This window comes from Aestuariibaculum sediminum, from assembly GCF_014596945.1.
Taxonomy (GTDB): domain Bacteria; phylum Bacteroidota; class Bacteroidia; order Flavobacteriales; family Flavobacteriaceae; genus Aestuariibaculum; species Aestuariibaculum sediminum.
On sequence record NZ_JACVXB010000001.1, the window covers coordinates 293,275 to 309,395 of the forward strand.

Here is a 16,121-nt window from a genome sequence, read left to right on the forward strand (position 1 = left end):
ATTAATTTTAGATTAAAAATAAATGATTAAAACTTACACCACTTTGTTTTTGCAAGTTTAATAACGGGAATACCAATCTTTAATTAAATTTTCAGCGGGTTTATTTTGCGGTGTAAACATGATATTATTTTTACCACCTGAATCATCGTGTTTGTGAAACCATTTCCAAAGAAACCCTCCTGCAAACCAAGGTTCATCCCAAAACGACTCAAATAAAGCTTGAGTTGTATTAACCTGGGCCTCTAAATTTATAACATTTAAGCGTCTGTCGTAATTCCAGGGCTCCTTCCCAGAAAAATCGATACTACGGTAACCAAACTCGGTAAATAGAATGGGCTTGTCCAGACGTTCGGAAAACTCTTTAAGTTCAGTTTTATAAAGTCCCCATCCTTCCAGACAATCTTCTACGGTTGGGGTTTTTAACTCACTTACTGGAAAATAGGCATCAACACCAATAAAGTCCAAATCGTTCCAAAACGGTGTACGATTAAATTCGTTCCAATTGGCTGCATATGTCAATTTTCCTGAATATACCTTTCGAATACGTTCGATTACATGCTTCCAATATTCGGGTCTATAATCAATAAAAGTTTCCAATTCTGTCCCTATACAAAAAATAGCTACATCCATTTCCTGAGCCACCCGGGCATAATCTAATATAAAATTCAAGTAAGAATCCTCTAATTCACGCCATGCCTTTTCATTATTCATTTTTATTAAGCCTGTAAATTCACCTCGACTTACCCATAATTGGGGCTTAATCATAACTGCCATCCCTGATGACTTAAAACTTTTAATGTATTGTTTTACGCCTTTGGCAGTTTCTCCAAACCATTGTCTATTTGAATTATAAACTATTTGAGGATGTTGTAAATTTGAAATAAAACCAAAGGGCATTATGGCCACATAATTTGCATGAATATTTGCTACAGGTTTTATATGCTCTCCCTTAATTGAGTCTCGTGCCGCTACAAAGCTAATACCATTTATTTTTTGCATTGTTAGCGATGTCATCGCACAGGAATTCAATAAAAAAGCCACAAACCCTATTAAAATAAATCGCATACCTAAATTTTATTTTTAAATTTAAACAAAATGTATAGACTTTTTAAGTTTTTATATGAGGCTTCGACCAACCTGTAACAAAACAACCTTAATGGAACATATCGTTATTATTGGAAATGGCATTTCTGGAATTACAGCAGCCAGACATATACGGAAACTTTCCAATAAAAAAATTACTGTTATTTCTGCTGAGTCCGAATATTTTTTTTCCAGAACTGCCCTGATGTATGTCTATATGGGACATATGACTTTTGAGCACACCCAACCTTATGAAAACTGGTTCTGGAAAAAAAACAATATTAATTTAATTAAAGCCTTCGTTAAAGCCGTCGACACTAAAACAAAAACACTGCATTTTTCAAACAAAGCTCAACTAAATTACGACAAACTCATTATTGCATCAGGAAGTAAACCTAACAAATTTGGATGGCCTGGTCAGGATTTAAAGGGGGTTCAAGGTTTATACAGCAAACAAGATTTAGAAAATCTCGAAGTCTATGCCCCTAACAATAAAGTATGTAAACGAGCCGTAATTGTTGGAGGAGGTTTAATAGGCATTGAATTAGCCGAAATGCTAAATTCTAGAAATATACCTGTAACTTTTATTGTTAGAGAATCTAGTTTTTGGAACAATGTTTTACCGGAAAACGATAGCCAACTAATAACAAAACACATTAAAAGCCACCATATCGACCTGCGACTTTCATCAAATCTTGAAGAGATTATATCAGATAATAACGGCAGAGTACAATCGGTTATCATTAAGGAAACCGGAGAAGAAATTCCATGTGATTTTGTTGGACTAACGGCAGGTGTTTCTCCTAGCATTGACTTTTTAAAACCTTCGAATATCAAAACTAATAAAGGTGTTTTGGTAAATCGTTTTTTAGAAACCAACATTTCGAATGTGTATGCTATAGGCGATTGTGCTGAACTTTTAGAACCTTTAGAAAATCGACGCTCCATTGAAGCTGTATGGTATACCGGCAGAATGATGGGAGAAGTAATTGCTCAAACAATTTGCGGAAAACGCAACGCCTACGACCCAGGACCTTGGTTTAATTCAGCTAAATTTTTTGATATTGAATACCAAACTTACGGTTGGGTAAATGCTAAGAAAAATAAACCTGAACATGAATACCAATTTCATTGGTCGCACCACGATAACACAAAATGGGTAACGATTGCTTACAACCTACATACAAACACATTTCTTGGTATAAACACCTTTGGTATTCGTATGCGTCATGAAACATTCAATAACTGGCTTATTGAAAAAAGGGATATAGCTTTTGTTATTAATCATCTTCATGAAGCTAATTTTGACCCGGAATTTTTCGCAACATATCATAAGGAAATACAAAAAGCCTTTCATAATCAATTTCAATCTCAAATATGAACCAGAAACCTCAACATACGATGTCAATTGTAAATCCTAATACAGTGAATTTGTCACTGAAACAAAAATTAGGCCTTTGCGTTGGAGTTGTGGGGCTTTTCATTTTGATATTAGCCGGATGTAACGCGTCATTTCCAAATAAAACATTGTTTCTAATATTATCTCTGGTTTTAATAACCGTAGGTTCTATGATCTTTTCAAATGCTTACTTAAAAACATCGAAAGGAATAAAAAATGATGGCATTTGGTTTAAATCCTTGACCTCACGCGGCACATTAGCCTGGTTAACGGGCATTTTAATAACTACCTTTTATATCGTACTATATTTTTTCCCTGAATATTTAGGATTGGGAACTAACGGAAATTCAAATTCAGGATTAATAGCTTTTTTTGATCCATTGAGTAAACTTTTAAATGGTAATCCCGCAAGCCAATGGTTTGTTTATGGAACACTTTACACCTTGGTTATTTTAATATTTGGCTATAAATTTATTTTAAAATACCGGCATAACCGATATCAGCAATTACGAACTATTTCGGTGATGTTTTTTCAATTAGGGTTTGCCTTTTTAATTCCTGAGTTCATGTCTAGGTTAAATGCCAGCCCAAATTATAATTTGCCATATTACGATTTAAAAAGCATGTGGCCATTAAACTATTACCTTTTTGATAGTTGGTCTATTAATGGGCTGCTATCCTCAGGAAATTTAGGCTTAGCCATGCTTATTTTTGGTATTCTATCTATTTTTATAATTTCTCCAATTTTAACTTATAAATATGGTAAACGATGGTATTGTTCCTGGGTTTGTGGTTGTGGTGGATTGGCCGAAACTGCCGGCGACCCGTTTAGACATTTAAGCAGCAAAAAACTTTCGGCTTGGAAAATAGAGCGTTGGTTAATTCATACTGTATTAGTGTTTTCAGTTATTATGACCATTGCTGTAATCTATTCTTATCTTATGAAAGACCCAGACACCTATTGGTTATCTAAAAACGCCTTTCTTTTGGGGACAGCCATTTTATTAACTATCGTTTTCACAATAGTCATGCTCTTTAAGCGTCACGAAATAGGTAAAGATGCGAGCTACGGTGCGATAGGATATTTTGTAATTATCACCTCATTAATCACATTGTATGTTTCAGGAGCTTCAGACCACATCTTTCTTATAAAGTCGAGTACCTTACGCGCTGCTTATGGTTTTTATATTGGCTCCATTTTTTCAGGTGTTATCGGAACAGGATTTTATCCAATTTTCGGCAATAGAGTTTGGTGCCGGTTTGGTTGCCCAATGGCTGCTATTTTAGGTTTTCAACAGCGTTTATTTTCAAAATTCCGCATTACTACAAATGGCGGACAGTGCATTTCCTGTGGCAACTGTTCGACTTATTGCGAAATGGGAATTGATGTTCGTGCCTACGCCCAAAAAGGTGAAAATATAGTGCGTTCCAGCTGCGTTGGTTGTGGTATTTGCAGTGCCGTTTGCCCTAGAGGAGTGCTAAAGTTAGAAAACGATTCCATGCATGGTCGTATTAACTCTAATGATATTTTACTAGGTAATAATATGGACTTAATTGATTTATTAAATAATCAACAAAATAACGATTAGAAATTGTACATTTACCGCTGAAAATTAATGACTTAATGCCCAAAATAAACGTTATTATTCCTGCTTATAATGAAGCAAATTCTATTGCTAAAGTGATTAATGATATCCCCGATATTGTTGATGAAGTCATTGTGGTTAATAACAACTCTACCGATCAAACCGAGATACATGCAAAACAAGCAGGCGCAACGGTTTTAAACGAAGAAAATAAAGGTTATGGTTATGCTTGCTTAAAAGGCATGCAATACATTGAAAATAAAGCCGAAAAACCAAATATTATTGTATTTTTGGATGGAGACTATAGCGATTACCCCGAAGAATTAACCAAAATAGTGCAGCCTATTATCGAAAAAAATATAGATTTCGTTATTGGTTCTCGCGTAAAGCAATTACGTGAACCAGGTTCAATGACCGGCCCGCAAATTTTCGGCAATTGGCTTGCCACAAACTTAATGACCTTATTCTTTTCCGCAAAATACACTGATCTGGGACCTTTTAGAGCCATTAAATACGAAAAATTATTACAGTTGAATATGATCGACAAAACTTATGGCTGGACAATCGAGATGCAATTGAAGGCCATAAAACAAAATTTGTCGTATATAGAAATACCTGTGAACTATCGCAACAGAATTGGCATATCAAAAGTTTCAGGAACCGTAAAAGGTAGTATATTTGCAGGCATAAAAATCTTATGTTGGATTTTTAAATATAGTATTACAAAATGATTATAGAAACAACAGTTATCATTATTTATAGTATTGCACTTTTCCTCATTTTCTTGTATGCATTAGCGCAATTAAATTTACTTTTTAATTACCTCTCATCAAAGCGCTCTCAGGACAATTGCGAGACTTTCGATCTGGAAAATCCAAGCGAAGTACCTATGGTAACCATACAGCTTCCAGTATATAACGAAATGTACGTTATGGAACGCTTGTTAGATAATATTGCTAAAATAGATTATCCTAAAGATAAACTTGAAATACAGGTACTCGACGATTCTACCGATGAAACCGTTGAATCTACGCGTGCTCATGTTGAAAAATTACAAGCAACTGGTTTAGATATCCAACATATTACCAGAACGAATAGAACCGGATATAAGGCCGGAGCCTTAAAAGAAGGTTTAAAAATTGCAAAAGGTGAATTTATTGCTATTTTCGATTCAGATTTCCTACCAGAAGAAGATTGGTTAAAACGTACTATTCCGTATTTTAAAGATGAAAATATTGGTGTAGTACAAACCCGTTGGGGCCATTTAAACCGCAATTATTCATTATTAACAAAAATTCAGGCTTTTGCTCTTGATGCCCACTTTACATTGGAACAAGTTGGCAGAAACTCAAAAGGTCACTTTATAAACTTTAATGGGACTGCAGGCGTATGGCGTAAAACCTGTATTATAGATGCTGGTAACTGGGAAGGTGATACTTTAACCGAAGATTTGGATTTAAGCTATCGTGCACAATTAAAAAAATGGAAGTTCAAATATCTAGAAGACGTTAAAACTCCTGCCGAATTACCAATCGTTATTAGTGCTGCTCGATCGCAACAATTTAGATGGAATAAAGGCGGTGCCGAAAACTTTAAAAAAATGTTATGGCGTGTTTTAAAAAACGAAAACATTTCGCGCAAAACTAAAGTTCACGGATTATTACACTTGCTAAACAGCACCATGTTTTTAAATATTTTAATTGTTGGTATTTTAAGTATTCCAATGCTTTATATTAAAAACGAATACACCCACTTGAAGCCGTATTTTTACGTTATGAGCTTTTTTGTAATAAGTACCATCATATTTTTTGTATGTTATTGGTTTATGTATAAAAACACCTATGGAGGTGGTATAAAAAACTTCTTAAGATATATCGGAATGTTTTTCGTATTTTTCTCTATAGCCATGGGTTTTTCGCTACATAATTCAATTGCGGTATTAGAAGGTCACTGGGGTAAGAAAAGTGAATTTGTAAGAACTCCTAAATTTAACATCAACACCTTAAAAGACAGTTGGAAAAAGAACAAGTATTTGAAAAAAACAGTGTCGGTACACGTAATTTTTGAAGGTTTACTTATGCTATATTTCGGTTTTGGGATGTACAGCGCATTTATAGTTGGCAACCAAGGGGGAGATTTTGGGCTATTTCCGTTTCACCTTATGTTATTCATAGGATTCGGATATGTATTTATTAAATCGCTGACATCAAAAGTTTAATACTTATAACATAGAAACACAAAAAAGGCTCGTTAAAAAAACGAGCCTTTTTTGTGTTTACATTTTAACAGATGTATTATTCCTCATCCATTTCCATAATTAAATTAGCTATTAAAGCCGTCCATCCAGTTTGATGAGAAGCTCCTAGGCCTTTTCCAGTGTCGCCATCGAAAAACTCGTAAAATAAATGTTCATTTTTAAAGTGTTCTTCTTTAGCGAACATATGGTTGGCATCATCTGCATGATACTGATATTTACCTTCTTCATTTCTTTCAAACAACTTAACCAATCGCTTGGTAAGTTCGTTTGCTATTTGTTTTAAATTTAGTTTGTTGCCAGAACCTGTTGGAAACTCATATTTATAGTCATCACCATAAAACGTATAATATTTTCTTAATGATTGAATAATCATGTAGTTGATAGGCATCCAAATTGGCCCCCGCCAGTTAGAATTACCTCCAAACATATTAGAACGGCTTTCCCCAGGCTCGTATTGAATTTGATGGTGCCCGTGATATAAAAACACAAACGGATGCTTTTCATGATATTTTGATAATGAACGAATTCCAAACTCTGAAAGAAATTCATCTTCATCTAATAAACGCTTTAATAAATGTTCTAATCGGAATCCTCGCATAATTGAGAATAGGTAATTTCCATCTTTATTAGTATCATCTAGGTTAGAAATTAATGACGCTAAATCTGGTCGCGTTCTTATAATTTCATTGGCTTTTACCCTAAACTTTTTCAATTCTTCAAAGAGATCTTCATGCATAATTTCCACAGCAAACATAGGAATTACCCCAACGAGAGAACGCACTTTCAGCCTTTCGGTAGCTCCAGATTCCATTTCAACGACATCGTAGTAAAAATTGTCCTCATCATCCCAGAGCGAAATATCCTTTTTACCAATGTGATGCATAGCCCAGGCAATATTTAAAAAGTGCCTGAAAAACTTAGCCGCAATTTCTTCGTAAATTTTATTGGATTTAGCCAATTCCAGGGACATTCGTAACATGTTTAGAGTAAACATTGCCATCCAACTCGTAGCATCGGCCTGCTGCATTCTGGTAATACCCGGTGGCATATGATTTCTATCAAACACCCCTATATTATCTAAACCAAGGAAACCACCCTCAAACAAATCGGTTCCATTTTTATCCTTTTGATTAACCCACCAGGTGAAATTTATAAGCAACTTTTGAAACACTTTTTCTAAAAAAGCGGTATCTCCTACCCCGGTATAATTTTTATCCTTTTCATAAACATGCCAAACAGCCCAGGAATGTACAGGCGGATTTACATCGCTAAAATTCCATTCATATGCTGGAATTTGCCCATTAGGATGCATGTAATTCTCTTGTAATACCAGTAACAGTTGTTCTTTAGCAAAATAAGGGTCTATCTCTACAAAGGAAGCCATATGAAACGCCAAATCCCATGCTGCATACCATGGGTATTCCCACTTATCTGGCATAGAAATAACATGCCGGTTAGTAAGGTGCTGCCAACTATAATTCCTAAGATTGACTCGATCTGGTTTGGGCTCACCTGGACCACCGAATAGCCATTTAAACACATCGTAATAATAAAACTGTTTCGTCCATAACAAACCTGAAAAAGCCGCCTTTGCAATATTTTGATGTGATTCTGGAATCTTGGAAGCTATTGTTTCATTATAAAAAGCTTCACATTCCTCCTTCCGTTGATTAAAAACAGCTTCAAAATCTTCAAATGGAGATTGTAATTTACTCTTACTTAAGCGCACTTTAACCGATTGTTCTTCTCCGGGTTTTAATGTAAACTGGTGCCATATAGCCAATTTAGAACCCGTTTTCTGTGGATTAACTGTTGCTTTTCCTTCAACTACATGATTGTTTATACCGTCCTTAACATAATCGATTTCATTTGGAACATTATAAATACGTTTATTGTTGGTTTCATTTTCGCAAAACAATTGCTCTCCACCTTCATGGAAAAAATAATATCTACCATTTCTTATACTTCTAGCTATAATTGTTTCTTCTTGCTTCGACGATAATTTCATGCTAGGACGTTCAAAACGTTTGTTATGTTTCCAAAAGTTTCTATACCATAAATGTGGTAACACATGGATATCAGCGGCTTTTTTTCCTCGGTTTACCACTGTTACTTTCATCAAAATATCGTCTACATCAGCCTTTGCATATTCAATAAAACAATCGAAATAAGCATTTTCTTTAAAACAGCCTGTATCGAGCAGCTCATATTCCGGGTCGTGTCGTCCTTTTTGATTACCATGCACTAAATCGCTATAAGGAAAGGCGCTATGAGGGTACTTGTATAAATATTTAGCATAAGAATGTGTTGGTGTTGACACCTGATGAAAATAAAGCTCTTTTACATCTTCTCCATGGTTTCCCTGATTGTTAGTCAGGCCAAACAAACGCTCTTTTAGAATAGCGTCGTGACCATTCCAAAACGCAGGTGCCAAACACAATATTTCTCGTGAATCGCAAAACCCACCAATGCCTTCCTCCCCCCATCTAAAAGCATTACTTCTGGCTTTATCATGATCAATAAACTCCCAAGATTCACCGTGTAAACTATAATCTTCACGAACTGTCCCCCATTGTCTTTCGGCTAAATATGGCCCCCATTTTTTCCAATTACGATAGGCATCTGCAACCTCTAATCGTTTTGCTTCAGATCCTTTTTGTTTCATTATTTATTTTGAATTATAGATTTAAGAACCCGCTTAAATCTGGCTATTTTTAAAAAAGTGTTAGTTAAATTTAAGCCTTTTATTTACAACTTTTAAATGGCTCAAGAAGATTTACCTAATTCGCTGTAATGGCTCTTATCTGTTAAAATGTCTATAAAAAAACCCTTTGAAAAATCAAGGAAGTTAAATAATTAGGAATCCCCGTATTTTACAAATTGAGAGTATATTTGAATCATGCAAGATTCTCTAAAATATTTAAAGCGTCACAAGTTCGCATTTATTATGGCTTTCGCCTCAGTGATTTTATATTATAATTTTGCTTATCATTTAGTTCGAACAGATTACACAAAACTCATTGTTTATTATATTGCTCTATTTGTTTTGTTTTATAAACTTATTCATAGCTGCAGCAATAACACAAAACTACTAACAGTTTTAGCGTTTCTATTTCGAGCTGTTTTCATTGTTTCATTACCAAATCTATCGCAAGATTTTTATCGATTTATATGGGATGGGCGCCTCATTCTTGAAGGATACAATCCTTACCTATTTAATGTTGAATCATTTATTAAAAATGGTAATTACCCAATTGCTCAAGCTAAAGAGTTATATATCGGCATGGGAGAACTTAATGCCGGCCATTACACCAATTACCCACCATTAAACCAATTATGCTTTTTAATAGCAGCTTTGGTGTCTAAAACGCATATTCTTGGTTCTGTAATAACTATGCGATTACTGATTATAGCTGCAGATTTTGGCACGCTTTATTTTGGACAAAAGCTACTGAAGTTAAACAATTTACCTATTAGTCATATTTTTTGGTATGCATTAAACCCATTTATCATAATTGAATTAACAGGAAATCTTCATTTTGAAGGCGTAATGATTTTCTTTTTAATATGGAGTTTATACCTACTGCATAGGCAGAAATGGATAATGGCGGCTATTATATTAGCGCTTTCCGTAGCAACAAAACTTTTACCTTTATTATTTATGCCATTATTTATAAAATGGTTCATTCGAAAAGATACAAATCATGGAATTTTTAAATTAATTGGTTTTTATAGCATTACGGGTATTGCAACACTTTTACTTTTTCTTCCTTTTTTATCTACTGAATTTGTGAATAATTATACCGAAACCATAGGATTATGGTTTCAAGATTTCGAATTTAATGCCAGTATATACTATATAGCCAGAGCTATTGGATATACCGTTAGAGGCTACAATGAAATTGCAATTATTGGAAAATTTATTCCGCTATTGGTAATCCTGTTTGTGCTAGGTATAACCTTTTACAAAAGAAACACCACCACTATCCAGCTAACAACCAGTATGCTACTTGCATTAAGTTTTTACTACTTTACAGCAACGACCGTACATCCATGGTATATTGCCACATTACTCATATTGTCTATATTTACTAATTACAAATTCCCTTTAGTATGGAGTTTTGTCATCATTTTGAGTTATTTGGCTTATACGAATACTAATAACTCAGAAAACCTGTGGGTCGTTACTTTAGAGTATGTAATTGTTTACGCGGTTTTTATTTGGGAAGTTATATTGAATAAAAAAGTCTGCTATTTTAATAAACAGCAGACTCAGTAATATTCTATTTATAAATAATTTAGCTTTTTAAAGGGGTTTTAAACTTTCAACCCTGTAGTATACTAAATCTTCATCATGATCTTCGAATTCCTCAACGAAAGTAATCCTAAATTCCTGATCTATAAAACTCTTGTCGTTTTTTAAATCGTATTGTTTTAGCACTCTTGGATGAACCTCTTCAAACACTAATTCTTCTCCATTTTCAAACCAAAAAGTAAACAATCCCTTTTTGTATGACTTAAAAACAGCTGTTCTCATTGTTTATTTGGTAATTTTAATCGTTATCATCGTCGTCGTCAGCAGCTGCATCATCGTCTGAAGTGTCATCATCTTCATCTGAATCCTCAACTTTTACGCTTTCGAAATCTACTTCGGTATCGTTGTCATCATTATCATCATCACCAAAGTCTTCCATTGCCTGTACAAGTCGTTTTCCAACTTTTACTAAATAAATAGTATCGTCGGTACGCACCTCAACTGCCTCGATAATTTCATTTTGAGCATTTCTAAATGAAATTACATCGGAGTCATCATATCCGTCAGGAAACTTTTCTACCAAGAGATTCAAGATATCCTGATTCAACTTTTTGTAATCTACAATTTTACGTAACATTTTAATTTTTTGAGTTGGTTATTTTATTGATCTAACAAATATGCAAAAATTAATGGTGCAACAATAGTCGCATCACTTTCAATTATAAATTTTGGGGTATCGATGTCTAATTTACCCCAAGTTATTTTTTCATTTGGTACTGCTCCTGAATAAGATCCGTAACTTGTCGTTGAATCACTAATCTGGCAAAAATAACTCCAGAATGGTGTATCGGTGCGTTCCATATCTTGGTATAACATCGGTACAACACAAATTGGGAAATCACCAGCTATACCACCGCCTATTTGAAAAAATCCTATTCCATTTTCAGAATTATCAGTATACCAATCGGCTAAAAAAGTCATATACTCAATTCCGGACTTCATTGTGCTAGCTTTTAATTCACCTTTAAGCACATAACTAGCAAAAATATTTCCCATAGTACTGTCTTCCCAACCTGGGCAAACAATAGGCAAATTCTTTTCGGCTGCCGCATACATCCATGAATCTTTTAAATCGATTTCATAATATTCTTCCAGAACACCAGACAATAACATTTTGTACATATACTCATGAGGTAAATAACGCTCACCTTTATCGTCGGCATCTTTCCAAATTTTATATATGTGTTTTTGTAGTCTTCGAAAAGCTTCTTCCTCTGGAATACAGGTATCGGTTACTCGGTTTAAGCCTTTTTCCAATAAATCCCATTCTTCTTTTGGGGTTAAATCGCGATAGTTTGGCACACGGTTATAATGCGAATGCGCTACCAAATTCATGATATCTTCCTCTAAATTCGCTCCTGTACAAGAGATAATTTGCACTTTATCCTGTCGAATCATTTCGGCAAAACTTTTGCCTAGTTCGGCAGTACTCATCGCTCCAGCTAACGAGACTAACATTTTAGCCCCCGATTCTAATTGGGCTTCATACCCTTTTGCTGCATCTACTAATGCCGCAGCATTAAAATGCAAATAATGTTTTTCTATAAATTGAGAAATTGGTCCTTTAGTACTCATTTCGTGATTTTTAATATTTTTTTGTTAAGATTATTTTTTTAATTACTTAATAATCTTCACCTATAAATTTATAACTTAACCTTTTATAATACAATGCTTACTTCAATATTTAAGAAATTTGTAATCATTCTAAAACATTAATTAATAACAATATACAATCTAAAAACAGTTTCCAATTTTAATTTTGGTAACCTAAAATTTTGAGTAAGTCTTCACTTTTTTGTTGTTCACTAAATAATGATGTTGTGATATTCCCTTCATCATCTTTATCAATTAGCACATGTTTTGGCGAAGGTATTAAACAGTGTTGTAAGCCTCCAAAACCTCCAATGGTTTCTTGATAAGCCCCCGTATTAAAGAAGCCCAAATATAGAGGTTTCTCCTTATTATATTTTGGTAAATAAATTGCATTCATATGCTGCTCACTGTTATAATAATCGTCGCTGTCGCAGGTTAATCCTCCAAGTAACACACGCTCGTAAGTATCATTCCATCTATTAATTGGCAATAATATAAATCGTTTATTAATTGCCCAAGTATCTGGAAGCGTAGTTATAAACGATGAATTAATCATATTCCACTTCTCGCGATCGTTTTGCTGCTTTTGGTATAAGACTTCGTAAATAGCTCCACCACTTTCACCAACAGTAAAACTTCCGAATTCTGTAAAAATATTTGGCACCGGTACTTCCTCCTCTTCACATGCTAGTTTAATCTGATTAATAATTTCATCAACCATATACTCGTAATCGAATTCGAAAGCGAGTGAGTTTTTTATAGGAAATCCTCCTCCTATATTTAAACTGTCTAATGATGGACATATCTTTCTCAGACTGGTATAAACCTTTAAACACTTTTGCAACTCATTCCAATAATAGGCATTGTCGCGAATACCTGTATTGATAAAGAAGTGCAACATTTTAAGTTTTACCTTTTTATTATTTTGAATTTGATTTTTATAGAAAGGCACTATGTTTTTATAGCCTATTCCCAATCTTGAGGTATAAAATTCAAATTTTGGCTCTTCTTCAGAGGCTATCCGGATTCCTACATTAAATTTACCTTCTATTTCCTGCGACAGTAAGTCGATTTCTTCATAGTTATCAATAATAGGAATCGCATTCTTATGTCCGTTGTTAATAAGTCTAGCAATATTGGTTACGTATTGCGCACGCTTAAACCCGTTACTTATAACAAAAGTTTCGTCGGTAATTTTGCCTTCTTTTTTAAGGTTTTCAACAATATCGATATCGAAAGCCGAAGAGGTTTCAATATGAATATCATTTTTTAAAGCCTCGTTTAGTACATGCTTAAAATGCGAACTTTTAGTACAATAGCAATAATGATATTTTCCTTTGTATTTATTGTTCTTTATAGCTTTAGCAAACCATCCCTTAGCCTTATTAATATTATTGGATATCTGAGGCAAATAGGTAAACTTTAACGGAGCACCGTAGGTTTCTACTAGTCCCATTAAATCAATATCGTGAAACTGTAATTGTTTTTCCTCCAGTTTGAATTCTTCTTGTGGAAAATCAAACGTTTGATTAATTAAATCGATGTATTTGGTGTTCATTATTTTATTTTAAATATTAAAAATGTGAATTAAAAAATAATTCAATATTACGTAAATATCAAATAAAATAAATCAAACCTGTAGTTGAGGATGGGTCGTAGGAATAAAGCCAAACAAATGTTGACTTAAAAAAATATAAGAAGCGGAAGCTAGCTCTAAAATTCGGTTACTTAATCTATAAGCTGCTCTTGAAAATGACTCCCTATTGTTCAAAAGCCCGAACATAAAAACAGATTTCAATTGTTCAGCTAATTAAAGGTACAAATGAAATATAAAAAATTGAATTTCGGTGGCTTTTGAATATTTTTTTTAAATATTTTTTTATCCCATAAACACAGGGGTTTCCCTTGTTATCTTTACTTGCAATTCGTAGAATTTTGTAATATTTGATAAAATGCATCTCAATTTTAAACAAAAAAAAGTCGAAAATCATGATTTTCGACCTCTTTAATCTTATTTCCCTAACAATGAAACAATTACAACATTTTCAAGCCATTAAGCTCCTGCTCGGTTAAATGTTTCCAATGTCCTCTAGGTATATCTTTTTTAGTAAGATGAGCAATCGCCACACAATCTACACTTACTATATCGTAGTTTAAATGCTCAAAAATGGTTCGTATAATGGTATTTCCGGTGTTTTTAATTTTTAAACCAATCTCCTTTTTAGAAGCTCCGTCGATATAACTTATCTCCTCTACAGAAATTAACTTATCATCAATTTTAAACCCAGTTTGAATCTTTTTTAGATCTTCTAATTTTAGATTTTTACTTAATTCAATGTGAAATAAACGTGGCACCCCATTTTTAGAATTGGTAAACTTATTTACAATGGCTTCATCATTGGTAAACAGTAACAATCCTTTAGAGTTTCTTCCTAAGCGTCCAACTGGTTTTATTCTTGAATTTGTTGCATTTGCAACCAAATCCATTACTGTTCGTCCTTTGCCTTCGCTCGTAGTCGTAGCAAACCCTTTCGGCTTATTCAGTAAAACATACGCTTTTTTCTCTGGGTTGATGCGACTTCCATCGTAACGAACCTCGTCGCCTATTTTAACTTTATATCCCATTTCCGTAACCACTTTTCCATTAACGGTTACTAATCCAGTAGCAATATGAACATCGGCTTCACGGCGTGAACACATCCCCGAATTGGCTACATATTTATTTAAACGAATTTCATCTGAATTCGATTTTGACTGATTTGAGCTTGATGTTTTTACAGGCGCATTTCCTCTTGCAAAGCTTTTCGTATTATCATTTCCTGAAGTACGGCTAAAGTTTTTTTTGGCACCGCTTCGCTGTCCTCTACCCGATGGCTTTCCTTTTCTATTTGTCCCTTGATGTCTGCTCATGCGTTATTATTTTTATGCAAAGATAATCTATAATTTGTTGCTTAGCGAATTAAAGTAATTTTATTCAAAACCAATGAAATATCAATTAATGGAATGCTAAAAACCCCAGCCAAAATTATCAATTTTAGAATATTATGAAGAATTAGATACTGCGGTTTTGTATTCGATCTCCACAATAAAAACTGAAAAATAACAAGTAATAACACGCTGGCATAAAAGAAGTAACTCATTTTACCTACGTGAAATTTATATATCAATAAAAATGCAGGAAACAAAGTTAAAATTCCTAAAATAGTTAACATAACTTTCGATGCCTGTTCACCATAAACTATGGGGATAGTTTGATAATTTTGCGCCATATCACCCGTAATATTTTCTAAATCTTTGGTAAGCTCGCGCATGGAAATCATTAAAAACAAAAACATAGCATGTACAAAAATTACAGGCTCAAAGTTTTTATAGTAAATAAATATGATAAAAAACGGTGTGATAGTCAGTATCGCGGAGGTTAAATTACCAACGAAAGGCATTTTCTTTAATTTATGCGAATAAAACCAAATCGCAAAAATGTATAATGAAAAGAATACTACAGCGCGAAACGACACATAACTCGCAATAACCACCGAGAGAAAATTAAGCACAAAATATAATAACAATTTAGTATTCTGACTCACCAAACGATCGAGCATGGACTTATGTGGCCTATTGATTAAATCTTTTTCAGAATCGTAAAAACTATTGATTATATAGCCTGCTGCAATAGTTATCGCGGAAGCCATAACCAACATAAACAAATTAACATCAAATATAACCGCTTTTAAAGGTAAATGGTATCCTAAAATAAAAATAGAAGCCAAATATTGGGCGATGACTAAAATAAGAATATTGTAACCTCGAACTACAGAAAACATACTAAAAAACTTCAATAATATATGTTTCTGTCGTCTGTTAAGCATATAGTAAAATGGTTATTAGATT

Annotated in this window: 13 protein-coding genes; 5 read left to right on the forward strand and 8 right to left on the reverse strand. The window is 33.8% G+C overall.

Annotated elements, in window-relative coordinates; genetic code table 11:
* Positions 1-57 precede the first annotated feature (57 nt).
* On the reverse strand, positions 58-1,065 hold the full coding sequence (locus ICJ83_RS01425; RefSeq protein WP_188228571.1) for a glycoside hydrolase family 113: 1,008 nt from the start codon (positions 1,063-1,065) through the stop codon (positions 58-60).
* A 91-nt stretch (positions 1,066-1,156) separates the two neighbouring features.
* On the opposite strand from ICJ83_RS01425, the gene ICJ83_RS01430 reads away from it, so the two are divergent.
* Genes ICJ83_RS01430 through ICJ83_RS01445 form a run of 4 tightly spaced genes read left to right on the forward strand, consistent with a single transcriptional unit; the run spans position 1,157 to position 6,286 of the window.
* Positions 1,157-2,464, forward strand: a complete 1,308-nt coding sequence (locus ICJ83_RS01430; protein ID WP_188228572.1) for an NAD(P)/FAD-dependent oxidoreductase — start codon at positions 1,157-1,159, stop codon at positions 2,462-2,464.
* A complete protein-coding gene (locus ICJ83_RS01435; RefSeq protein ID WP_188228573.1) occupies positions 2,461-4,071 on the forward strand; it encodes a 4Fe-4S binding protein in 1,611 nt (536 codons plus the stop codon). Before ICJ83_RS01430 ends, ICJ83_RS01435 begins: the two co-directional genes overlap by 4 nt.
* 35 nt (positions 4,072-4,106) lie before the next feature.
* On the forward strand, positions 4,107-4,799 hold the full coding sequence (locus tag ICJ83_RS01440; protein WP_188228574.1) for a glycosyltransferase family 2 protein: 693 nt from the start codon (positions 4,107-4,109) through the stop codon (positions 4,797-4,799).
* Positions 4,796-6,286: a cellulose synthase family protein gene (locus ICJ83_RS01445; protein WP_188228575.1), complete on the forward strand. Its 1,491-nt coding sequence runs from the start codon at positions 4,796-4,798 to the stop codon at positions 6,284-6,286. The genes ICJ83_RS01440 and ICJ83_RS01445 overlap by 4 nt, the downstream gene beginning before the upstream one ends.
* 76 nt (positions 6,287-6,362) lie before the next feature.
* On the opposite strand, the gene ICJ83_RS01450 is transcribed toward ICJ83_RS01445, so the two are convergent.
* Positions 6,363-8,990, reverse strand: a complete 2,628-nt coding sequence (locus ICJ83_RS01450) for an MGH1-like glycoside hydrolase domain-containing protein (RefSeq protein ID WP_188228576.1) — start codon at positions 8,988-8,990, stop codon at positions 6,363-6,365.
* Positions 8,991-9,224: 234 nt separating this feature from the next.
* On the opposite strand from ICJ83_RS01450, the gene ICJ83_RS01455 reads away from it, so the two are divergent.
* The gene (locus ICJ83_RS01455; RefSeq protein WP_188228577.1) at positions 9,225-10,604 is read left to right on the forward strand and encodes a mannosyltransferase; all 1,380 of its coding nucleotides are present in this window, start codon (positions 9,225-9,227) and stop codon (positions 10,602-10,604) included.
* 27 nt (positions 10,605-10,631) lie between these two features.
* On the opposite strand, the gene ICJ83_RS01460 is transcribed toward ICJ83_RS01455, so the two are convergent.
* The 6 genes from ICJ83_RS01460 to ICJ83_RS01485 all read right to left on the reverse strand — a co-directional run bounded on the left by ICJ83_RS01460 (position 10,632) and on the right by ICJ83_RS01485 (position 16,099).
* Complete coding sequence (locus ICJ83_RS01460; RefSeq protein WP_188228578.1) at positions 10,632-10,862, reverse strand: hypothetical protein; 231 nt, start codon at positions 10,860-10,862, stop codon at positions 10,632-10,634.
* A gap of 16 nt (positions 10,863-10,878) precedes the next feature.
* Positions 10,879-11,217, reverse strand: coding sequence for a hypothetical protein (locus ICJ83_RS01465; RefSeq protein WP_188228579.1), 339 nt, complete (start codon positions 11,215-11,217; stop codon positions 10,879-10,881).
* A gap of 23 nt (positions 11,218-11,240) precedes the next feature.
* Positions 11,241-12,215, reverse strand: coding sequence for a deoxyhypusine synthase family protein (locus tag ICJ83_RS01470; protein WP_188228580.1), 975 nt, complete (start codon positions 12,213-12,215; stop codon positions 11,241-11,243).
* Between the two features lie 178 nt (positions 12,216-12,393).
* Positions 12,394-13,791 (reverse strand): arginine decarboxylase, encoded by a 1,398-nt coding sequence (locus ICJ83_RS01475; RefSeq protein WP_188228581.1) that lies wholly within the window; start codon positions 13,789-13,791, stop codon positions 12,394-12,396.
* Between the two features lie 476 nt (positions 13,792-14,267).
* A complete protein-coding gene (locus tag ICJ83_RS01480) occupies positions 14,268-15,143 on the reverse strand; it encodes a pseudouridine synthase (RefSeq protein WP_188228582.1) in 876 nt (291 codons plus the stop codon).
* Positions 15,144-15,184: 41 nt separating this feature from the next.
* Positions 15,185-16,099, reverse strand: a complete 915-nt coding sequence (locus tag ICJ83_RS01485) for a geranylgeranylglycerol-phosphate geranylgeranyltransferase (protein ID WP_188228583.1) — start codon at positions 16,097-16,099, stop codon at positions 15,185-15,187.
* Between the last annotated feature and the right edge of the window lie 22 nt (positions 16,100-16,121).

Coding starts and splice junctions, on each gene's coding strand:
- ICJ83_RS01435 (WP_188228573.1), top strand. CDS start 2,461: ATGAACCAGAAACCTCAACATACGATGTCAATTGTAAATCCTAATACA.
- ICJ83_RS01460 (WP_188228578.1), bottom strand. CDS start 10,862: ATGAGAACAGCTGTTTTTAAGTCATACAAAAAGGGATTGTTTACTTTT.
- ICJ83_RS01425 (WP_188228571.1), bottom strand. CDS start 1,065: ATGCGATTTATTTTAATAGGGTTTGTGGCTTTTTTATTGAATTCCTGT.
- ICJ83_RS01440 (WP_188228574.1), top strand. CDS start 4,107: ATGCCCAAAATAAACGTTATTATTCCTGCTTATAATGAAGCAAATTCT.
- ICJ83_RS01485 (WP_188228583.1), bottom strand. CDS start 16,099: ATGCTTAACAGACGACAGAAACATATATTATTGAAGTTTTTTAGTATG.
- ICJ83_RS01470 (WP_188228580.1), bottom strand. CDS start 12,215: ATGAGTACTAAAGGACCAATTTCTCAATTTATAGAAAAACATTATTTG.
- ICJ83_RS01430 (WP_188228572.1), top strand. CDS start 1,157: ATGGAACATATCGTTATTATTGGAAATGGCATTTCTGGAATTACAGCA.
- ICJ83_RS01465 (WP_188228579.1), bottom strand. CDS start 11,217: ATGTTACGTAAAATTGTAGATTACAAAAAGTTGAATCAGGATATCTTG.
- ICJ83_RS01445 (WP_188228575.1), top strand. CDS start 4,796: ATGATTATAGAAACAACAGTTATCATTATTTATAGTATTGCACTTTTC.
- ICJ83_RS01475 (WP_188228581.1), bottom strand. CDS start 13,791: ATGAACACCAAATACATCGATTTAATTAATCAAACGTTTGATTTTCCA.
- ICJ83_RS01450 (WP_188228576.1), bottom strand. CDS start 8,990: ATGAAACAAAAAGGATCTGAAGCAAAACGATTAGAGGTTGCAGATGCC.
- ICJ83_RS01480 (WP_188228582.1), bottom strand. CDS start 15,143: ATGAGCAGACATCAAGGGACAAATAGAAAAGGAAAGCCATCGGGTAGA.
- ICJ83_RS01455 (WP_188228577.1), top strand. CDS start 9,225: ATGCAAGATTCTCTAAAATATTTAAAGCGTCACAAGTTCGCATTTATT.